General features: G+C 65.9%; 24 protein-coding genes. 13 read left to right on the top strand and 11 right to left on the bottom strand.

Translation table 11 applies throughout. From position 1 onward, the window contains the following. Window positions 1-35: 35 nt before the first annotated feature. A complete protein-coding gene (typA, locus tag Q7514_RS26670; RefSeq protein WP_330136291.1) occupies window positions 36-1,934 on the bottom strand; it encodes a translational GTPase TypA in 1,899 nt (632 codons plus the stop codon). 356 nt (window positions 1,935-2,290) lie between these two features. Here typA and Q7514_RS26665 point away from each other — a divergent pair, with 356 nt between their 5' ends. Next, window positions 2,291-2,473 carry a hypothetical protein gene (locus tag Q7514_RS26665; protein WP_330136290.1) on the top strand — a complete coding sequence of 61 codons (183 nt, stop codon included), beginning with the start codon at window positions 2,291-2,293 and terminating at the stop codon, window positions 2,471-2,473. Window positions 2,474-2,526: 53 nt separating this feature from the next. Continuing rightward, the gene (locus tag Q7514_RS26660; protein WP_330136289.1) at window positions 2,527-2,814 is read left to right on the top strand and encodes a 4a-hydroxytetrahydrobiopterin dehydratase; all 288 of its coding nucleotides are present in this window, start codon (window positions 2,527-2,529) and stop codon (window positions 2,812-2,814) included. Here the strand turns inward: Q7514_RS26660 and Q7514_RS26655 are convergent. After that, entirely contained in the window at window positions 2,759-4,003 is a 1,245-nt protein-coding gene (locus Q7514_RS26655) for a mannosyltransferase (protein ID WP_330136288.1), read from the bottom strand. The two genes, Q7514_RS26660 and Q7514_RS26655, sit on opposite strands and share 56 nt — an antisense overlap. 351 nt (window positions 4,004-4,354) lie before the next feature. On the opposite strand from Q7514_RS26655, the gene Q7514_RS26650 reads away from it, so the two are divergent. The 3 genes from Q7514_RS26650 (at window position 4,355) to Q7514_RS26640 (ending at window position 7,201) form a co-directional block, all read left to right on the top strand. Further along, window positions 4,355-5,191, top strand: a complete 837-nt coding sequence (locus Q7514_RS26650) for an Rv1157c family protein (RefSeq protein ID WP_330136389.1) — start codon at window positions 4,355-4,357, stop codon at window positions 5,189-5,191. A gap of 118 nt (window positions 5,192-5,309) precedes the next feature. Continuing rightward, the gene (locus tag Q7514_RS26645; RefSeq protein WP_330136388.1) at window positions 5,310-5,648 is read left to right on the top strand and encodes a hypothetical protein; all 339 of its coding nucleotides are present in this window, start codon (window positions 5,310-5,312) and stop codon (window positions 5,646-5,648) included. 122 nt (window positions 5,649-5,770) lie between these two features. Next, window positions 5,771-7,201 carry an MFS transporter gene (locus tag Q7514_RS26640; RefSeq protein WP_330136287.1) on the top strand — a complete coding sequence of 477 codons (1,431 nt, stop codon included), beginning with the start codon at window positions 5,771-5,773 and terminating at the stop codon, window positions 7,199-7,201. A 17-nt stretch (window positions 7,202-7,218) separates the two neighbouring features. Here the strand turns inward: Q7514_RS26640 and Q7514_RS26635 are convergent, their stop codons facing one another. Together Q7514_RS26635 and Q7514_RS26630 are read right to left on the bottom strand one after the other, a co-directional pair. Then, window positions 7,219-7,941 carry a DUF1906 domain-containing protein gene (locus tag Q7514_RS26635; RefSeq protein ID WP_330136286.1) on the bottom strand — a complete coding sequence of 241 codons (723 nt, stop codon included), beginning with the start codon at window positions 7,939-7,941 and terminating at the stop codon, window positions 7,219-7,221. Window positions 7,942-8,056: 115 nt separating this feature from the next. Then, window positions 8,057-9,001: a restriction endonuclease gene (locus Q7514_RS26630; RefSeq protein ID WP_330136285.1), complete on the bottom strand. Its 945-nt coding sequence runs from the start codon at window positions 8,999-9,001 to the stop codon at window positions 8,057-8,059. A 179-nt stretch (window positions 9,002-9,180) separates the two neighbouring features. On the opposite strand from Q7514_RS26630, the gene Q7514_RS26625 reads away from it, so the two are divergent. Both Q7514_RS26625 and Q7514_RS26620 read left to right on the top strand, forming a co-directional pair. Further along, a complete protein-coding gene (locus tag Q7514_RS26625; RefSeq protein WP_330136284.1) occupies window positions 9,181-10,551 on the top strand; it encodes a carotenoid oxygenase family protein in 1,371 nt (456 codons plus the stop codon). Between the two features lie 9 nt (window positions 10,552-10,560). Next, window positions 10,561-11,157, top strand: a complete 597-nt coding sequence (locus tag Q7514_RS26620) for a mismatch-specific DNA-glycosylase (protein ID WP_330136283.1) — start codon at window positions 10,561-10,563, stop codon at window positions 11,155-11,157. On the opposite strand, the gene Q7514_RS26615 is transcribed toward Q7514_RS26620, so the two are convergent. After that, window positions 11,131-11,469: a DUF1330 domain-containing protein gene (locus tag Q7514_RS26615; protein ID WP_330136282.1), complete on the bottom strand. Its 339-nt coding sequence runs from the start codon at window positions 11,467-11,469 to the stop codon at window positions 11,131-11,133. The two genes, Q7514_RS26620 and Q7514_RS26615, sit on opposite strands and share 27 nt — an antisense overlap. An 87-nt stretch (window positions 11,470-11,556) precedes the next feature. Here Q7514_RS26615 and Q7514_RS26610 point away from each other — a divergent pair, with 87 nt between their 5' ends. After that, the gene (locus tag Q7514_RS26610) at window positions 11,557-12,333 is read left to right on the top strand and encodes a helix-turn-helix domain-containing protein (protein ID WP_330136281.1); all 777 of its coding nucleotides are present in this window, start codon (window positions 11,557-11,559) and stop codon (window positions 12,331-12,333) included. Between the two features lie 88 nt (window positions 12,334-12,421). Then, complete coding sequence (locus Q7514_RS26605) at window positions 12,422-12,637, top strand: maltose regulon activator MalT (RefSeq protein WP_330136280.1); 216 nt, start codon at window positions 12,422-12,424, stop codon at window positions 12,635-12,637. A gap of 18 nt (window positions 12,638-12,655) precedes the next feature. On the opposite strand, the gene Q7514_RS26600 is transcribed toward Q7514_RS26605, so the two are convergent. From Q7514_RS26600 to Q7514_RS26585, 4 genes are all read right to left on the bottom strand, one after another. Beyond that, window positions 12,656-13,180, bottom strand: a complete 525-nt coding sequence (locus tag Q7514_RS26600) for a 2'-5' RNA ligase family protein (protein WP_330136279.1) — start codon at window positions 13,178-13,180, stop codon at window positions 12,656-12,658. Continuing rightward, window positions 13,180-13,650, bottom strand: a complete 471-nt coding sequence (locus Q7514_RS26595) for a sigma factor (protein ID WP_330136278.1) — start codon at window positions 13,648-13,650, stop codon at window positions 13,180-13,182. Before Q7514_RS26595 ends, Q7514_RS26600 begins: the two co-directional genes overlap by 1 nt. A gap of 2 nt (window positions 13,651-13,652) precedes the next feature. Further along, window positions 13,653-14,063 carry a YciI family protein gene (locus Q7514_RS26590; RefSeq protein WP_330136277.1) on the bottom strand — a complete coding sequence of 137 codons (411 nt, stop codon included), beginning with the start codon at window positions 14,061-14,063 and terminating at the stop codon, window positions 13,653-13,655. A 117-nt stretch (window positions 14,064-14,180) separates the two neighbouring features. Beyond that, window positions 14,181-14,930 carry a CPBP family intramembrane glutamic endopeptidase gene (locus tag Q7514_RS26585; protein WP_330136276.1) on the bottom strand — a complete coding sequence of 250 codons (750 nt, stop codon included), beginning with the start codon at window positions 14,928-14,930 and terminating at the stop codon, window positions 14,181-14,183. Between the two features lie 219 nt (window positions 14,931-15,149). Here Q7514_RS26585 and Q7514_RS26580 point away from each other — a divergent pair, with 219 nt between their 5' ends. After that, complete coding sequence (locus tag Q7514_RS26580; RefSeq protein ID WP_330136275.1) at window positions 15,150-16,847, top strand: fumarate hydratase; 1,698 nt, start codon at window positions 15,150-15,152, stop codon at window positions 16,845-16,847. Between the two features lie 71 nt (window positions 16,848-16,918). On the opposite strand, the gene Q7514_RS26575 is transcribed toward Q7514_RS26580, so the two are convergent. Further along, window positions 16,919-17,380, bottom strand: a complete 462-nt coding sequence (locus Q7514_RS26575) for a carboxymuconolactone decarboxylase family protein (RefSeq protein ID WP_330136274.1) — start codon at window positions 17,378-17,380, stop codon at window positions 16,919-16,921. A 74-nt stretch (window positions 17,381-17,454) separates the two neighbouring features. Here Q7514_RS26575 and Q7514_RS26570 point away from each other — a divergent pair, with 74 nt between their 5' ends. After that, on the top strand, window positions 17,455-18,345 hold the full coding sequence (locus tag Q7514_RS26570) for a sigma-70 family RNA polymerase sigma factor (protein ID WP_330136273.1): 891 nt from the start codon (window positions 17,455-17,457) through the stop codon (window positions 18,343-18,345). Between the two features lie 101 nt (window positions 18,346-18,446). Here Q7514_RS26570 and Q7514_RS26565 read toward each other — a convergent pair whose 3' ends face one another. Further along, complete coding sequence (locus Q7514_RS26565) at window positions 18,447-18,839, bottom strand: hypothetical protein (protein WP_330136272.1); 393 nt, start codon at window positions 18,837-18,839, stop codon at window positions 18,447-18,449. A 264-nt stretch (window positions 18,840-19,103) separates the two neighbouring features. On the opposite strand from Q7514_RS26565, the gene uraD reads away from it, so the two are divergent. Both uraD and uraH read left to right on the top strand, forming a co-directional pair. Then, entirely contained in the window at window positions 19,104-19,610 is a 507-nt protein-coding gene (gene uraD / locus Q7514_RS26560; protein ID WP_330136271.1) for a 2-oxo-4-hydroxy-4-carboxy-5-ureidoimidazoline decarboxylase, read from the top strand. Continuing rightward, window positions 19,607-19,933 carry a hydroxyisourate hydrolase gene (gene uraH / locus Q7514_RS26555; RefSeq protein ID WP_330136270.1) on the top strand — a complete coding sequence of 109 codons (327 nt, stop codon included), beginning with the start codon at window positions 19,607-19,609 and terminating at the stop codon, window positions 19,931-19,933. The genes uraD and uraH overlap by 4 nt, the downstream gene beginning before the upstream one ends. The last annotated feature ends 1 nt before the right edge of the window (window position 19,934 follow it).

Raw genomic sequence — 19,934 nt, 5'->3', positions numbered from 1 at the left:
CCTGGGCTACCGGGGCCGCTTCACACTATTCCCTACTACTGATTACGGGCCTTCTCACGCGAACGCGCACGGGCACGATCGGTGGCCGACAGATGCACCTTGCGCACCCGCACGATCTCCGGTGTGACCTCCACGCACTCGTCGCCGGCACAGAACTCCATGGCCGCTTCGAGGGTGAGGTCGATCGGCTTGGCAAGGGTCTCCATCACGTCGGCGGAGGACTGACGCATGTTGGTCAGCTTCTTCTCGCGGGTGACGTTGATGTCGAGATCTTCCTGCCGCGGGTTGATGCCCACGACCATGCCCTCGTAGGTGTCCGCTCCGGGCTCGACGAAGAACGTGCCGCGATCGGCCAGCTGGATCATTGCGAACGGCGTCACGGAACCCGCTCGGTCGGACACCAGCGACCCGGTGTGGCGTGCCCGGATCTCGCCTGCCCAGGGCGCGTACCCGTGGAAGACGGCGTTTGCGATGCCGGTGCCGCGCGTCTCGGTGAGGAAGTCGGTACGGAACCCGATCAGGCCGCGGGACGGGACGAGGAATTCCATTCGCACCCAACCCGTACCCTGGTTGGTCATCTGCACCATCTTGCCCTTGCGGTTGGCAAGCAGCTGAGTGATGGATCCGAGGTACTCCTCGGGGGTGTCGACCGTCAGCTCCTCGTACGGCTCGTGCAGCTTGCCGTCGACCTGCTTGGTGACCACCTGCGGTTTACCGACGGTCAGCTCGAAGCCTTCGCGGCGCATCTGCTCCACCAGGATCGCCAGTGCCAGCTCACCTCGGCCCTGGACCTCCCAGGCATCGGGGCGTCCGATATCGAGCACCTTGAGCGACACGTTGCCGACGAGTTCCGAGTCGAGGCGGGACTTGACCATGCGTGCGGTCAGTTTGTGTCCCTTGACACGGCCGACCAGCGGCGACGTATTCGTGCCGATGGTGACCGAGATGGCCGGCTGATCGACGGTGATCTGGGGCAGCGCCACCGGATTCTCGAGGTCTGCGAGTGTGTCGCCGATCATGATGTCGGGGAACCCGGCGACAGCCACGATGTCGCCGGCAATGGCGGTTTCTGCGGGATGCCGCTCCACACCGACGGTGGCGAGCAGTTCGGTGATCTTGGCCTTGGTGACGACCGGCTCGCCGTCGACGACACGCATCCAGCTCACGGTCTGCCCCTTGCGGAGCTCGCCGTTGTGGATACGGACCAGCGCGAGGCGGCCCAGGAACGCGGAGGCGTCGAGGTTGGTGACGTGCGCCTGCAGCGGCGCCGCAACGTCACCCTTGGGTGCGGGAACGTACTCCATCAGCACGTCGAACAGGTCGTCGAGATTCTCCGCGTCGGGAACCTGCCCGTTCTCGGGTTGCTTCCTGCTTGCCTTGCCCTCACGACCGGACGCGTAGAGGACCGGAAGTCCGAGAGCGAGCTCTGCGGCTTCGGCAGCTTCGTCGTCGAGGTCGGACGCGAGGTCGAGCAGCAGCGTCTGGCTTTCTTCGACGACCTCGGCGATGCGGGCGTCGGGGCGGTCGGTCTTGTTCACGACCAGAATCACCGGAAGCGACGCAGCGAGTGCCTTGCGCAGGACGAAGCGCGTCTGCGGCAGTGGGCCCTCGGACGAGTCGACGAGGAGCACGACACCGTCGACCATCGACAGGCCCCGCTCGACCTCGCCACCGAAGTCGGCGTGGCCGGGGGTATCGATGACGTTGATGACGGTCACGCTGCCATCGGGATGGTGGCGGTGCACCGCGGTGTTCTTGGCGAGAATGGTGATGCCCTTCTCGCGTTCGAGGTCGCCGGAGTCCATGACTCGGTCAACGAGTTCAGCGCGCTCGGCGAACGCACCCGACTGGCGCAGCATGGCGTCGACGAGGGTGGTCTTTCCATGGTCGACGTGCGCCACGATGGCGACGTTTCGAAAATCAGCGGTGCTCACGCGATGGCTCTCCTGGCTGTAGTCCGGCCACACGGCACTGGACCCGGTTGGCACCTCGCCCGTACGGCGCAATTTCGTTCTGGGCCGCGACGCGAATGCGAGACACCCGGCGTGGACTTCGAGATCGATTCTCCGAAGGTCCGTGCGGGCACTGCGGCCACGAATACCCTACAGCCCGCACGGGTGAGCACGCGGCATCGCGAACCTATCGGCCCAGCTCAGCGTACCCCGAAGTGACGTTCGACACGTAGAAGCGCTCAGCTTCGGGACGGCAGACGGCCAGAAAGTGACCCTTGGTGTTCAAGTGAGGGAACGCTAACCTGACTTCCACGCGCACGGACGGGAGCAGGACGACGATGGGCAAGAAGAAGTTCAAGGCGAGCACTGTTGCACGCCTCAAGCCGAAGAAGAAGTGCTGCCGCAAGAAGACGCGCTGTGTGAAATGTCCCGTCGTGATCATGCGCATGAAGAAGGTCCAGGACGACGGGATGAGCGAGAAACAGCTGCGCAAGCACTTGGAGAAGGTCCGCGCCGCCTGACCCGGTGTCTCTCGGCCGTTGCGGGTGCCTCCGGTGAGGCGACACAATGAGTCATGGCCCAGTTGCTCACCGACGGCGAGATCGACGCCGCACTGTCCGACCTTCCGCATTGGCACCGGGCCGGCGACGCCCTGGTGCGCACCATCGAATCACCGACGTTCCCCGACGCGATCGCCCTGGTCGGCAGGGTGGCCGAGATCGCGGAGGAAGCACAGCACCACCCCGATATCGACATCCGGTGGCGCAAGGTGACCTACTCGCTCAGCACTCACTCCGCAGGCGGGATCACCGCAGCCGATCCGGATCTGGCCCACAAGATCGATTCGCTGGCGGGGCCGTAGCGGACTCGCCGGTGCCCACTCGCGGCGCGATGATCATCCATAGGTAGACGACGAGAACGCCGACGACGTTCACCGCTCCGAGCCATGCGAGCGGTGCTGGGCGGTCGATGTCCCACATCGAAGCCTGGAAGGTGCTCAGTACCCACGGCACGCCCACCAGCGTCACCACGGTCCAGCAGGCCGCCACGATCCAGGTGCCGAGACGACCGGCGAGCGGCCCGTAGACGAGCCACAACAACATCGGTACGACCCACACCCAGTGGTGCACCCACGAGATCGGCGACACCAACAGCCCGAACAGCTGAACGATGACGAGTGTGCCGAGCCGGTCGTCGGGGCCGAGTGACCGCCAAGCCGCGAACGCGAGGACCGCGCACGCAGCAACAGCAACGATCCACACCGCGCCGGTGTCCACGTCACGGCCGACAAGCCGGCTGAGTGCACCCCGCAGCGACTGGTTCCAGACCGATCCCACCGGGCCGATCCGATCGGCGTCACCGAACAGCGAGGTGAAGTAGGTGCGCGCTTGCTCGCCGAGCAGCACACTGCTGACTACCACGGTGGCACCGAAGGCGACGGCCGAGAAGAACGCCGCGCGCCAGCGTCGCCTGGCCAGGAAGTACACGCCCGTGATCGCCGGGGTGAGCTTGATGCCGGCCACGACGCCGACGATCCCGCCGGACAGCCACCACCGGCTGCTGCGCACCGCCACCATCACGGCGAGCACGAGGAAGACGTTGATCTGCCCGTAGTCGAGGGTCGTGCGTACCGGTTCGCTCCACACCGCGACGGCCGTCCAGACCATCGCCACCGACGTCCAGTGACTTCCGCGTGCCGCCGGACCGACGAGCAGTTCGAGTGCGATCCTGATGACCCAGAACAGGGCTGCGATCGTCAGGAGCAACCACAGGACGCCGAGCAGCCCGAAGGGTAGATGGTGCAGCGGCAGAAACACGAGAGCCGCGAACGGCGGATAGGTGAACGGCAGCGGGAAGTCCGGCGTGTCGCGCGAATAGGTGAAGTCGTAGAGCTCGCCGCTCAGGAGCGCAGCGGAACCGTCGACGTAGACATGCAGGTCGACGAGGTTCATACCGTTGGGAGTCAGCAGACCCCACGCGAGCCTGGCCACCACCGACAACAGCAGAAGCAACACGCACCACAGACGATATGACCGAGCACGTTCTGGCACTGCGGTGCGCCTCCCGTCGTCGTCGTCCGGGTGCTCCGACCCGGCGTCAGAGGTTACCGGTGCGACGCAACAGATCGAAAAGCGACGACCCCTCACGTAACAATTTCATCTCTGGTCACACCTTTCACATCCGTTGGGAGTTACCGTCAACCGGGAACCGCCATACGGAACACCCTGTGGCTACACTCCCCGCAGGTATCAGCCCACGCCCTCGACAAACGGGCGCTGCCGCTTGTACCGGACGGGGGGGCTACATAGAGTGTCTCCTCGAGCCGTCAGTATCTGGTTGCCCGTCCAGGACACCGGATACTTCAACGACAAGGATGGGGAACAGTGCTTCGTACTCGAGGAATGCGGAGGGCGCTCACGGTGTGCGCACTCGCCGCCACCGCGGGGCTTGCCGTGCCGACGCACGCAGTCGCGCAACCTGCACCGCCCGCGCTACCGGATCTGGCCGAGCTCGTCACGCTCCCCGAGTTCGCTGTGCCGGCCGACCTGTCCATCGAGTCGCTGACGCAGTTCCTCCCCCGGTCCGAGGTCGACCTCGCGGAGACGGAGGCCCTCGCGTCTCTTGCCCCCGCCATTGTGGGGGCTGCTGCCGGTCCCTCCGACATCGCGGACGACGGCAAGAACGACATCCTCGCTCAGGCCAAGGAACTGCTCGCGAACTCCGAGCTTCCGGATTCGGTGAAGGGCACCCTCGAGAGGGTCATCACCTTCCTCGATGGCAGCGGAGGCGGCGGCCCCGACCTCCCGGCTCCGGGTGAAGTCGTGATCTCCCAGTTCCTGTACCCGACGCTCGGCCAGGACTGCATCGGCGACGGCGCCGACTCGGTCGGCACCGCACTCGCAGTCGCGGGCCCGGCATTGTTGCCGCCTCCGGGACCGGGCGCCGGCCAGGCCGGTTTCGTGTTCACTGCACTCGGCACCGCACCGGCGGCCGCTGAGCAGGCCGAGCCGCTCACCCTGACCTGGATCAACATCTCCAACGGTCGCACCGGGATGCAGCCGTTGACCAACGAGGCCAATGTCAACCCGGACGGCCCCACCACGCTGACCGCGATCGCCGACACCGGGCCCGGCCAGGTCGTCGCCGTGATCTCAGGGGGCATCACCACGCAGGAGGAGGGCGCGGACGCGCGCTCGTGCACCTTCCTGCCGACGCTGGGGCTCGTCGCAGTTCCCTGACAGGCATCTTCAGCACGAGGCCACCGGAATCGTTCCGGTGGCCTCGTCGCGTATGCAGCCGAGTTTCTCGTTCCCTTCTCACCGGCCGCCGCACGTGGTAGACCGAGGCATGGCCCGTATGCCCCAGCCCCGACCACAGCGGCACCGGTCGATCCGGTCGTTGCGCTCGCGCCGCTCGATCCTGTCGATCGCTTCTGAGGGGTCGATCCTCTCCATCGGGTCCGCCTATTCGATCCTGTCGATCGGCAGCGTCGGCTCGTTCCTGTCGGTCGGATCCGCCGGATCCGCAGCCTCGGCACTGTCGTCGTTGTCGTTCGGAAGTGTGGGCTCGTGCATGTCGGCGCTGTCGCGCTGGTCGCTGATGGCGTGGCGCGGGGTGCATTCGGCGCCGGAGGAGCATCCACGCCTCGTGGTCACGGCCGACGAAACCGATCCCGCCCGTCACTGCCAGTCCTGACACATGTGCGGTGGGTCCGCTGGGCTTCCGAACTGTCGGCATGTTAGACAAGTTGCGACATAGTTGTTTTCGCACACATCGAAGTTGAGGCCGCGTTCGAGCGTGGCTCGGACGAGGACCCCATGGCCGTCGACAGCCCGATCCCCACACGGGAGCGGCCCGTACCGCGCGCAATCGTTCCGGTTCTGGCACTGTGTGGCATCGGCGTGGCGCTCATGCAGACGCTCATCGTTCCGCTCCTGCCGCAATTGCCGGTACTCGTCGACGCAACGCCTGAGAACACCTCTTGGGCCGTCACCGCGACACTTCTCGCCGGGGCCGTGATCACCCCGATCTCAGGCCGACTCGGCGACATGTTCGGCAAACGCCGGATGTTGATCGTCAGCCTCGGCATGATGGTCCTCGGCTCCGCCGTGTGTGCTCTGTCGACCACCCTGGTACCCCTCGTGGTCGGCCGTACCCTCCAGGGCGCCGCCGTCGGCGCGATTCCACTCGGCATCGCGATTCTGCGCGACGAGCTTCCACCCAGGAAGATCCCGGGCGCGATGGCGACGCTCAGCGCCACTCTCGGCGTCGGTGGCGCGATAGGTCTGCCGTTCGCGGCGTTCGTCGCGCAATTGACCAACTGGCACATGCTGTTCGTGGTCTCCGGAATCATCGGCGTCATCGGCATCGCTGCAGTGCTGTATTTCGTCCCCGAGTCGCCCCAGCGCAATCCGGGCCGGTTCGATTTCGTCGGTGCGATCCTGCTGTCGATCGCGCTGGTGCTCCTTCTTCTCCCGGTCAGTAAGGGCAACGCGTGGGGCTGGACGAGTCCGTCGACGATCGGAATGCTCGTCGGCGCGGCCGTGGTGTTCCTCGGGTGGGGTGTGTACGAGCTGCGTCGGCCTCGTCCCCTCGTCGATCTCCGGATTTCCGCGCGACGTCCGGTGCTCATGACGAACCTCGCGTCGATCGCCTTGGGATTCGCGATGTATTCCAACGTCCTCGCGTTCCCTCAGCTGCTCATGGCCCCTACCGAGACCGGGTACGGGTTCGGTCTGTCGATGGTGGGCGCCGGACTCGTGCTCGCTCCGAGCGGCTTCGTGATGATGGCCCTGTCTCCCGTGTCCGCACGGATCACACGCCAGTTCGGTCCGCGCGCAACCCTCGCGTGCGGCGCGGCAACCGTGGGGATCGGGTATCTGGTGGCGTACGTGCTCTACACGGAGATCTGGCACCTGCTGGTCGCGGCGATGATCATCGGAGCCGGGGTGGGCCTGTCGTACGCTGCGATGCCCGCTCTGATCATGGCGGCCGTGCCTCTGCACGAATCTGCCGCTGCCAACAGCCTCAATACACTCATGCGCTCGATCGGTACGTCGTCGGCGGCAGCGGTCATCGGAGTCGTGCTTGCCGCCATGACCACCCGGATCGGCGATGCGGTGGTCCCGTCCCTCGACGGTTTCCGGATCACGTTCCTGATCGCGGTCGTCGCAGCGGTCGTCTCGTTGGCGATCACCGCACTGATCCCAAGACCGAGTCCGGCCCCGCGGCGCCTCGGCAACAACTGAGATCGAGCCGACCGACCTCAGAGTTTCGAGAGTGACCACTGCCCGTAGTCCGCGGCCAGAACGTTGTTGACGTCGATACCGATGCCGTCGATCTCACCCCCGGAGACCTGGTGCAGGTGTGCGGATCCGTGGACGAAGCCTTTGGGCGTTCCCCAATTGTGCTGCCAGTAGAAGGCCCCGAGCCCGACGGCAGACGCCCACTCGATGGTCGGCGAATTCGCATATACTCCGGTATTGGAAGGTCCGACCACTTCTTGCCATGCAAGCAGATACGGGACGATCTGGGTGGTGAACTGCACGAAGGTCGGATTGTCGTCGATCGAGGCATAGATCGGCCGATCGTCGGGTCCCCCCGCCGCGCGATGCAGTTCGAGTCCGCGTCGCGCGTGTTTCAACCCGGCCTGGTAGCCACCGAGCCAGTCGGAGGTCTCGCCCTTTCCGAACTGGTAGTTCGACACCACTTCGAGGCCACTGCCGATGAGCGCGTCGGCCTCGCTTTCGGTGAGCGGCTTGCCCAACATCCATTCGGCACCCGGTCGGCGGTCGGAGACGTAGCGGATCGCGCCGATGTGCCCAGCGGAACGGATCGAGGACGGGGACGGTACACCGGCGGAGTAGTCGACGATGGTGCCGAGCACCTCGCGCCCCTGGGCGATCCCCGGCGCGGCGAGCGCGGAGGCAACCACAGCTCCTGATCCGATCGCCGTATACCGCAGCAGTTCCCGACGGGTGAGTGTCATGCGCGCCTCGCTTCGCAGGTGGGGCAGATGCCACCCGGTATTGCACCACAGCACCACCGGTCACACCTGTCGCATCGACGAAGGTGACCGATTCGTCCGGATCAGGGTTCGATGGTCAGTGCCCCGCGAGCTCCGCGAAGAACGCCGGCACCAGGGCGACGTCCTGGACGGTCCGCACCGTGGTGCGCACACCCAGTCCGTGTTCCTGGAGCAGATCACACAGGCCTTCTCCGTCGACCAGGTCGATCGGAGGAGCTCCGTGCCGGTGCGCCTCCGCCCGGGCGTCGTCGGTGAACTCACCGGTTGATACGAGCAACCCCTTCTCGCCCCGGCCGACCATCGCCGCACGGAACTCGCGCACGACATCGGCAGCCACCCGCTCGCGGCCGCGGACGAAGCGGAAGAACACCGAGAAACTGAGCAGCGACACCCGCAACACACCGGTGCCCTCGACGACGTCGGCATCGGTGCTCTCGTCCGGATCGAGGGTAGTCAGCGTCGTGAACCCGGCCGCGCGAAGAACGGCCGTGACCAAACGCTCGAAGCCGTCGTCGGGCAGATCGGTGACGGCACCCAGAACCGGTTCGCGCCACAGTTCCGGATCCTCGGGGGCGGCGACAAGAGGAACGACCTGAGCACCCGACGAGGTGCGCACCATCCGTTTGCGCCGCTTCTCGGCGGTGTAGGCGATCTGCATGGGCCTGATCTCGGATTCCCGCACCGCACGCCCCTGATCGGTGGCGCTCCACACCCCGCGACGTGCGTTGGCGAGCAGCCCCATGCCCTTGAGGTAGGTGCGTGCCCAGGCCACGCGGTATTCGATCTCTGTCCCCGGACCGTCGCCGTGCAGCACGGCACGCGCTGCAGCCGGCAGTCCGACACGTTCCGATACTGCGGTGTCGATCTCGTCGATCACGCCGGATCCGCCGAGTCCGATCACCGCCTGCAGGGTCGGCCACAGCAGATCGGTGTAGGGCGGGAGCGCGCTCTCGCCGCCGGCTGCACTTACCGCACTTGCTGTGCTTGTGAGGGGGTTTCCGACAACGTTTCGGCGCTGCACACCTTCCCCAATCGTTGCGGCCTTGCCCAGTACCGCCGGTCGCTCCTGCAGGTCGGGAAACACCCTATCGGATCGACGGTGCCCGTTTCGGCGCGGGCACCTGCCGTGCGCCCTACGATGGAATCCGTGCTCCCCACGAGGTCTGCGGGCCGGCCGTGAATCGCCCCGCACCAGTCGATATGGCCCACAACCCCTACCTGAGCGGGGTGTTCGCCCCGCAACGCGACGAAGTGGACGTGGCGAACCTCCCGGTCTCCGGTGAGCTGCCACCGGATCTACACGGTAGTTATCTGCGAAACGGACCGAACCCGAGGTTCGATCCGATCGGCACCTACGTCTATCCACTGGACGGCGACGCAATGGTGCACCGCGTCGAAATCGGCGACGGCACAGCGCGGTACACCAACAGGTTCGTCCGCACTCCCAACGTGGTCGCGGAGGAGAAGGCCGGGCGTGCGCTGTGGGCCGGGATCACCGACCCGTACTTCCCGCCCGCAGACGCGGTGGGCCCGGACCTCGCGAACACCATGCGCGAACTCCCCGACATCAACGTGATCCGGCACGGAGGCAAATTGTTCGCACTCGCAGAGGGCGCGCCGCCGTACACACTCGGATCCGAGCTCGAAACACTCGCCCGCGACACCTTCGACGGTGGCCTGCCCGTCGGCATCACCGCCCACCCGAAGATCGACCCGAACACCGGCGAGATGGTGGCGTTCTGCTACATGTTCGAAGCCCCGTATCTCACCTGGTCGGTGATCGATGCCGAGGGCACGGTCATCCGCCCACCGACGCCCGTTGCCGGGGCCGACCGACCGTTGATGATCCACGACATGGCACTGACGTCGCGCTACATCGTGCTCATCCTCTCCCCATGCGTTTTCCAGATGGAACGGATCTTCTCCGGTGCGTCGCCGCTGACCTGGCTGCCGGACCTCGGCACAAGAATCGCGCTGATCCCCCGCGACGGCAACCCGGTGCGCTGGCACACCACCGACACATTCTGGGTCTGGCACACGGCCAACGCCTTCGACATGCCGAACGGCGATGTCACACTCGACTACGTCGAGTGGCGGTATCCGGGCGGAATCATCGAGTCGAACGAGCCGAACCCCGGTTCACTTACACGCGCGGTGATCTCCGACTCCGGGGTCACCCGGACACCGTTCGTCGAACGCACCATCGAGTTCCCCCGCGTCGACGACCGCCTCCTGACCGGCGAGCACCGGACGGTAGCCACGGTCGGCAAGACCGGAGAGCGCCACATCCCGCCCGGCGACGCGGACGCCCTGTGCTGGTTCGACGTGGTCGCCGGCACCGATACGACGTGGGACGCCGGCAACTACTCCGTCGGCGAACCCGCATACCTGTCGAGCTCGTCCGGAGGACCCGGTTACTGGGGCACGATCGCCACCGACCGCACCGATATGACCAGTCGTTTCCTGGTCTTCCCGGCCGAGGATCCCGCAACCGGTCCGGTGGCGCAGGTACAGCTACCGATCCGGGTGCCCTCGGGGCTGCACGGAGCGTGGCTACCCGAGATCTCCTAGTGTGAGCGGGTGGGTTTCACACGCGCCGAGCTCGAGTCCTTCCGCGATACCGTCGTCCCCGACCTGATCGGCGACGGCTGCCGTCTGCTGTTCGTCGGCATCAATCCCGGATTGTGGACAGCCGCGACCGGAGCCCATTTCGCGCGACCGGGCAACCGCTTCTACCCTGCTTTGCTGCGGGCCGGCATCCTCACCCGCGCGGTCGACCCCACATCCGGCCTGAGCGGAGCCGATACCGCGCACCTGCTCGAGCGCGGCATCGGCATCACCAATCTGGCACCCCGCGCCACGGCGCGCGCGGACGAGCTCACCATCGACGAATTGCGCGCCGGCCCTGAGCGATTGGCAGAGGTGGTCACGCGATGGCAACCCCGCGTCGTCGCGGTTGCGGGAATCACCGCGTACCGCGCAGCCTTCGGGCGACGCAAAGCCGTTTCCGGCGCGCAGGAGGAGACAATCGTCGGCGTTCCGCTGTGGGTGGTCCCCAATCCGAGCGGCCTCAATGCGCACGACACCGTCGACTCCCTGGCCGAGGCGTATGCAGCGCCCGCTCGGGCGGCAGGCATCCTCGCGCAGCGATCAGGCGCGCCCGGTCACCTTCGCTAGGTATTCGGTCGCACGGTAACCGTCTGCCGTCCCCTCGACGAGGACGGCGACACCGTCGGAGTTCTCCGTGCGGAGCGGGAGGATCTCCTGATACCCGGGTGAGTCGTACCACCGGCGGGCTCGCTCGATATCGGGGAATTCGATGACGATCACATACCCGGGGAACGGTCCTTCCAGCACTTCCGGGTCGACCCCGTGAACAAGGAAACGTCCTCCGTACGGAACGAACGTGTCATCGATCGTCTCGAGGTATCGGATGATGTCCGCTCCGAAGTCGACGGAACGGAGGTGGGCGATTGCGTATGCGGTCATGCCGACGACTCTGCAACATCGGGCGCCACAGATCGATTACCTGCGAGGTAATGGCAATGCTTCCCTCGCACCCATAGGGTCGACGCCATGACGACGATGCAGTCGGAACCGGCCGGCGCGATGCTGCGACACTGGAGAGAACGTCGAGGACTCAGCCAGCTCACGCTCGCGAACCGCGCGGGCGTCTCTGCGCGGCACGTGAGTTTCGTCGAAACCGGTCGGTCACGCCCCTCCCGAGACATGCTGTTGAAGATCTGCGAGGAGTTGGAAATACCTCTGCGCGAGCAGAACTCGATCCTGATGGCCGCGGGACTGGCACCGGCCTATCCCGAACATCGGCTCGGCGACGTGCCCATGGCCGCGGTGTCCGACGCCATCACGCGAATCCTGCGGTCGCACCAGCCGTTTCCCGCGCTGGTCGTGGATCGGCACTGGACGATGATCGACGCCAACGACGCGATAGGAGCGCTCGTTGCGGGCTGCTCCCCCGAGTTGCTCGAACCACCCGTCAATGTGCTGCGCCTGTCGCTGCATCCGAACGGACTGGCCCCGCGGATCGCAAATCTGGGACAGTGGCGCGCTCACCTGCTGGTCCGGCTCCGTCATCAGATCGGCGCGACCGCCGATCCCGTTCTCCTGCGCCTGCACGACGAATTGTCCGGCTATCCGTGCGACGACCCGGACGAGCCGGCGGAGTCGCATTCGCTCGTGGTTCCCTTGCGGATACACACCGACGACGGCGAGCTGTCGTTCTTGAGCACTACGACATTGTTCGGGACACCGCTCGACGTCACGGTGTCGGAACTCGCGATCGAAGCGTTCTATCCGGCCGACGACACGACCGCCGCTGCGCTGCACGGCTGAGCGCGTAGCGCGAACCCTGTTCTCACCGGACGTCACGGGCGTACGGTTCGAGAGGAAGCTGTTCGAACTGATCCGGAGGCGACCGATCATGAGCACTGCCAAGTGGTGGGTGATCGACGGGCGGAAAGATGGATACGCCGTCGAAGAACGCCCTACCGGGGACATCGTGGTCACGAACAAGTCCTCGTCCGAAGAACACGTGCTCCACGGGTATGTGTGGAAGCACTCGCCGGTGTTCGGCATCCAGATCCAGAGCGAGGGACCGCCGCCGTACGGGCACTGGGTCGAGAACCCGGACGACTGACCTCACCCGGGTAGATCGTCACGGCAGCGTCATCAACCGACGATGTTCGCCGGTGACGGTGTCGATGAGCGCCGCGCGTACCACGGTGGCTTCGAGAGGCAGCACGTCGTAGACGGCGGCGGTCAACCGCGGGAGTTCGTCGCGCCGGGTCCTCGGACTGAGCGAACAGTGCGGAGTCCACGACCGCGGTCGATAGTGGCGGTGCAGTTCGGCGCCGGTGCCCTCCACCGCACGCACCACGCGTTCCTGCCGGACGAGAAGATCCGCGGTCGGCGCCGGGATCAGGCATGCCCGGCCCCTGTGGAACAGGCCCACGGCATCGAGCCTCAGCGGGATCGGGGCGGCCTCGGGTAGCGCGTCGAGCACGGCGACGACGCGGTCCGTGTCGTAGGTCCGCAGTACCGCATACGACAGGTGCGGCACGTGCCTGCGGTGGGTGTGCGTGAGCAACGTCGGGATGCCGGCGTCCTCGAGCCTGCCCCACAATGTCCGCACCGCCCGGTCGGCGCGGGAGTCGAAGAGTAGGCAGACGGCAAGTGCCATCAGCCGAGGCGTTCGGCTCGCGCGCGCAGGTACCGCTGCTGGGGAAGGCTTGTGGCTTGCCGGGCTGCCTCGTCGTACTCCTCACGTGCAAGCGCGATCCGGGACGCCGGTGTCAGCGATGGGTGACAGCATAGAAACAGCAGAACGAGCGTGTCGTCCACCTGTGGATGTACGTCAGCGCCGGGTGCGTGCCGCCCGCCGGACGGGACCCGTTGGGCTACCTCGTCGTCGCGGCGTCGCCTCGCCTGCTCGCTGCGGAACAAGTCGGTCAGGCGCCGTGACGCGACGGTGACGAGCCAGGCCCGCGGGTCGTCGGGAGTACCGGAGTCCGGCCACTGTGTGGCGGCCGCCAGCAGCGCTTCCTGCACCGCGTCCTCGGCGAGATCGAAGTGCCCGAACCGTCGCACGACCGCATCGAGGACCTGCGGCGCCGACGAGCGCAGCAGGTCCTCGATCACGTTGTCGCGCATCTCTACAGTTCAGGCCCCGGAGGTGGACCTTCGTCGACGGGACGGACGTCGGCGTACGCGGTGTCCAGGACGTGCGCCGGGGCAGGACATTCACCGAGCCGCATCGCAATCTCTGTGGCTCGGTCGAAGCTGTCGCACTCGACGATCCAGTACCCGGCGAGCACTTCTTCGGTCTCGGCGTAGGGGCCGTCGGTCACGAGTGCGCCCGGTCCGATACGTCGCGTGTGGATGGGCGCCGCCAGACCTCGCGTCTCGACGAGTTCGCCGGTTTCTTCGAGTTCCGCGTTGAGTGTCGTCATGAACTCGACCATTGCCGCGAAGTCGTCCTGCGACCACGCCGGAGTGTCGGAGTCCTTACCTGCCATGCCGTCGTATTCCTGCTGGGTGGCATAGCTCTGGATCATGAATTTCATGGCCGTTCCTCCTCCATGACGCCCGGATGGGTGCTGCATCGGATACGTCGGAGCCGACGGGCGGGTCCGGACATCCCACGGAGAATTATCGGCGTATGGAGAGAACTTCGTGGCCGATCAGGACACGGACACGTGCCACACCAGTGCTGCCGCGAGCGCCCCGGCGCCGTTGAGCGACCAGTGCAACGCGATCGGTGCGAGGATGCTGCCGCTCCGCCGCCGGAGCCAGGTGAACACGAACCCTGCCGCTGCGGTCGCTATCACGGCGCCGGCGATCCCGGCGAGCTGCGCCCAGATTCCGGCGCCGAGGAAGGCGCTCAGTCCGGCGTTGCCCGCGGTCAGCCCGAACGACGACGCGATGTGCCACAGTCCGAACAACAGCGACCCGACCGCGAAGACACCTCGGGCTCCCCACACACGTTCGAGGGTGCCGTGCAGGACACCGCGAAACGCGAGTTCCTCGGGGATGACGGTCTGCAACGGGATGATGATCATCGACGCGACCAGCGCACCGGACACGGTGGCGTACCGTTCGGACAGGAAGAACTGCCTGGTGAACGGCAGTGCGATCCCGATCGCGACGACGGCGAGCACCAACCCGACCGCACCGACCGAGTAGAGGGTGCCGCGTTTCCAGTGGCGTGGTGACAAACCGAGTTCGTTCCAGTGCATACCGCGTTGCCGCATGATCGCGACAAGAACACCCGCTGCGATGGGCACCGTCGCGACGGAGGCCCACACCGTGGTGAAGTGCGCGATGAGGTTGGTGACTACGAGAACCGTCACGACCACTGCGATGTCGACCCACGCGTGGAAGTGCGGGACACGCCTGACCAGCGGGGCGACGCGTACGGCTTCGACGGTCACGCGAGACCGCCCTCGATTCGGCGTGATCCGCGAGAACGGACGGTGTCGTGCAGGTGACTCTGAAGCATCTTTTCCAGTATACGGACGAGGGCGCCACGCTCCCGTGACGCACATCACGATCAGGGCGTTCGAGGGCCGCATCACACGCCCCGTTGTCAAGGCCTTGCGTCGGCGCGACTAATCTGTTTAGCGAACCTCAGCCTCTTTTCAGGAGATACAATGGCCGACTTCCTCTACGAGGACCTCCTGCCGATCGGGGAAGACCCCACCGAATATCGGCTGCTGACCAGCGAGGGGGTGTCCACCGTCGAAGGACCGGACGGACGCACCTTCTTGAAGGTCGAACCCGAGGCGATGCGGCTGCTCACCGAGACCGCACTTCACGACATCTCGCATTACCTGCGCACGGATCATCTGAAGCAGCTCGCAAGCATCCTCGACGATCCCGAGGCGTCGAACAACGACAAGTTCGTTGCCCTCGATCTCCTGAAGAACGCGAACATCGCCGCAGCCGGTGTACTGCCGATGTGCCAGGACACCGGGACCGCCATCGTGATGGGCAAGCGCGGACAACACGTCCTGACGCCGGGCGACGACGAAGAATCGATCGCGCGCGGCGTGTACGACGCATACACGCGATTGAACCTCCGCTACTCGCAGAACGCTCCCCTCACCATGTGGGAGGAGAAGAACACGGGCAACAACCTCCCTGCGCAGATCGAGTTGTACGCCGACACGGCGAAGGGCCACGAGAACTCCTACAAGTTCCTGTTCATGGCGAAGGGCGGCGGGTCGGCCAACAAGTCATACCTGTACCAGGAGACCAAGGCGATCCTGAACCCGGACTCGATGATGCAGTTCCTCGAGGCCAAGATCCGCTCGCTCGGTACCGCGGCCTGCCCGCCCTACCACCTCGCGATCGTCGTCGGCGGCACGTCCGCCGAGTTCGCACTCAAGACGGCGAAATACGCATCGGCGCACTATCTCGACGAGCTCCCCACCGAGGGCGCGATCACCGGCCGCGGCTTCCGCGACCACGAGCTCGAGAAGCGGGTCTTCGAGCTCACCCAGAAGATCGGCATCGGCGCGCAGTTCGGCGGTAAGTACTTCTGCCACGATGTCCGCGTCGTCCGACTCCCCCGCCACGGCGCGTCGCTGCCCGTCGCCATCGCGGTGTCCTGTTCGGCCGACCGTCAGGCCAAGGCGAAGATCACCCCCGAGGGTGTCTTCCTCGAACAGCTCGAGTTCAACCCCGGCCGGTTCCTGCCCGAGGTCACCGACAGCCAGCTCGACGCCGAGACCTCCGGCGTCTCGGGCACCGGTAAAGGCGCGGCGGTGAAGATCGATCTCACCAAGCCGATGCCGGAGATCCTCGCGGAGCTGTCCAAGCACCCCGTCAAGACGCGCCTGTCGCTGACCGGCCCGCTCGTCGTGGCCCGCGACATCGCCCACGCCAAGATCAAGGAACGCCTCGACGCCGGCGAGGAGATGCCGCAGTACCTCAAGGACCACCCGGTGTACTACGCCGGCCCGGCCAAGACCCCCGAGGGTCTGGCATCCGGATCGTTCGGCCCCACCACCGCCGGTCGCATGGACTCGTACGTCGAGCAGTTCCAGGCGGCGGGCGGTTCGATGGTGATGCTCGCGAAGGGCAACCGTTCGAAGCAGGTCACCGACGCGTGCAACACCCACGGCGGCTTCTACCTCGGCTCGATCGGCGGCCCGGCCGCGCGGCTGGCCCTCGACTGCATCAAGAACGTCGAGGTCGTCGAGTACGAAGAGCTCGGTATGGAAGCCGTGTGGAAGATCGACGTCGAGGACTTCCCGGCATTCATCGTCGTGGACGACAAGGGCAACGACTTCTTCGCCCACACCGGCGAGGTCACCCTCACGGTGGGTAAGCGACCCGGTCTCTAGACACCCAGCGCATTCGAACGCGAGGAGCGGTCCGGCAGTGAATTCGCCGGACCGCTTCGTCGTCCCGCCGTTTACTCGCCGGGCGCCACACCTGCCGGCTGCTGGATGGTCGCGTTGATCCGATTCCACACGTTGATCGTCGCGATCTGCATGATGAGCGCGGCGAGTTGCTTCTCGTCGTAGTGGTCGGCGGCGGTGTCCCACACCTCGTCGGACACCGCATCCGGCCGGTCCGCGATCCGGGTGGCGGCTTCGGTGAGTGCCAACGCTGCGCGTTCCGCGTCGCTGAATCGAAGCGACTCACGCCACGCCGAGACCGCGAACAGCCGCTCCACGGACTCCCCGGCTTCCACCGCCTCTTTCGTGTGCATCTCCACGCAGAAGCTGCAGCCGTTGACCTGACTCGCCCGCAGATGCACAAGATGCACCGTGCTGTCCGGGAGCCCGGTGTTCTCCAGTGTCTTCGACAGCGCCTGCAGTGCGTCGAACGTTCCGGGGAGTACGAACGCGGGGTGATTCATTCGTGCCTTCATGTCTGCTCCTGTCACATCGGATTCTGTTCGTTCGTCATCCTTATGACGGAGCGCAACGAGAGAATGTGACTACCATGAGCGACGAAATCCTTGCCGAGCAGTTCGAGACCCACCGCGAGCATCTGCGCGCAGTGGGTTTCCGGATGCTCGGGTCCACAGTGGAATCCGACGACGCGGTGCAGGAGACGTGGCTGAAGTTGAGCCGCTCCGACACCGACGCCGTCGAGAATCTCGGCGGGTGGCTGACCACGGTGATGAGTCGCGTGTGCCTCGACATGCTGCGCTCGCGCAAGGCGCGCCACGAGGTCACCCTGGACGAGCCCACGGAACCGGTTGCGCGGGACAGCGACTCACCTGACCCGGAAGACGAAGCGGTACTTGCCGATTCGATCGGTATCGCAATGATGGTAGTTCTCGAGGCTCTGAACCCCGCCGAACGCCTCACCTTCGTGCTGCACGACATGTTCGGGATGCCGTTCGACGAGATCGCCCCGATCGTGGGCCGCTCCCCCGCTACGACGCGACAACTCGCCAGCCGCGCCCGACGCCGGGTCCGGGGTACATCCGCCGATCATTCGGAGAGCAGGCACCCACGTCGAGTGGTCGACGCATTCCTCGTCGCTGCGCGCGAAGGACGGTTCGACGACCTGCTCGAGGTTCTCGATCCGAACGTGACACTCCGCGCCGACACAGTGGCCGTGGAGGGGGCGAAGATCGGTGCGGCATTCGGGGGCCCGAAGATCGTTGCCGAGGTCGCCGGTTCTGTCGCGGTGGCAGATGCGTTCCAGGGTCGAGCGCGCGGCGCCGCACCTGCCACGATCGACGGAGTTCCCGGGGCTGTGTGGGCGCCGGGCGGGATACCACGCACCGTCTTCCGGTTCACCGTGGTCGACGGGCGGATCGTCGCCCTCGATGTCGTGGGCGATCCGGAATCGATCGGAACACTCGACGTCGTTCTGCTCTGATCACCTCGCTTCACCAGGCGATCCTTCCCGCGATTGATTTCGCTTCCCGCTACAGCAATTACCCGCGCGGGAAGCCGGAAAAGCCGCGGGAACGAGTGTCCTCAGGCAGCGCAGGAGTGTGTGCGGGAAAGGACCGCGGGTGACTGCGCGACGACGTCCTGCAGGAAGTCGGCGACGACGGCCGGCGCGGGTTCTTCACCCGGAGCGAGGATCTCGCACAGGCGCCGGTAGGTGTCGATGCTCAGCACCGGCGCCACGCGGAAGTGCGTGGTCATCGCCAGCGTGAATCCGATTCCGTGCCTACGGGAGCGCACCAGCAACTCGGGGCCGTGTTCGCCCTCGGTCAGACAGATTTCGAATTCGGCACCGCCGGCGTCGTGTTCGAAGGACGCGGACGCTACGTTGCTTCGGAGCATCTGACGATGGAGCGGCCGCAGTCCGCCGAGCACCAGCGGCGGAAGCGTCACGGTGCGGGAACGGTCGGCGGTGAACATGCGAATCTCTCCTTGCGCTTCTCCGGTCATCGTACTCCGACCGGGATTTTTCTGGAATCAATCCAATAACTGGAACTATTCCAGAAAAAGGCTCTTGTCGCAATCACCCGACCCGAGGCATGCGTCACGTCGACGCCGGGCGTTGGCGGATGGTCCAAATGCCGCACCCTGCAGGAGTGCCAACTCTGTACACGGTGTTGCTGCGCGAGACTCCCCCGCGCCGACATGATGGACACACCGACGAGCACACCGAGGGGAGGTTCCGTGCACTACTCGATCACCGACTTCGACGCGCTGCCCGAGGATGAGGCCACAGCAGTACTGCTCGAGTGCTGCTCCAGCCCATCCTGGGCACACACAGTCGCTGCCGCCCGACCCTACGAGTCACGATCGGTGCTGATCGTCGCCGCCAAAACCGCTTGCGAGCAGCTCACCGGGCCGGACCTCGACGACGCACTCGCAGGTCACCCGCGGATCGGCGAGCGCGCAGACAGCGCTGAGTCACGACGTGAGCAGGCCGCGGTGGCGACCGCCGATGCCGAGCTCCTCGAGCGGATCGCCGCAGGCAACCGCGCGTACGAAGCGAAGTTCGGGCATGTCTACCTCGTCCGCGCCGCCGGACGCTCGGCAACCGAACTGCTGCAGATTCTCGAACATCGACTCGACAACGAACCCGACGTCGAGCAGCACGAGGTCCGTTCCGCCCTCGCCGACATCACCTGCCTGCGCCTCGAACGGTTGATCATCGATACATCGGAAGGCACCGGATGAACACGCTCAGCACTCACGTCCTCGACGCCACCGCCGGCGCACCCGCGGCCGGACTCGAGGTCACGCTCACCGACTCCGACGGTGCAGTGCTCGGCGCCGGTGTCACCGACGACGACGGCCGGATCACCTCGGTGACCGAATCTCCCCTCGCCTCGGGGACGTACACCCTCACCTTCGCGACCGGCGACTGGTTCGCCGCCGGTTCCGTCGAGAACTTCTATCCGGAAGTGACCATCACTTTCCGTATCCCGGACGGGCAGAGCCACTTCCATGTGCCACTGCTCCTGTCACCGTTTTCGTACTCCACCTATCGCGGGAGCTGAG

Origin of the sequence: Rhodococcus artemisiae, assembly GCF_036327795.1 — a bacterium.
Classification (GTDB): Bacteria; Actinomycetota; Actinomycetes; order Mycobacteriales; family Mycobacteriaceae; genus Rhodococcus; species Rhodococcus artemisiae.
The sequence above is the reverse complement of the archived record's forward strand: the minus strand, read 5'-3'. Positions and strand labels throughout refer to the sequence as shown.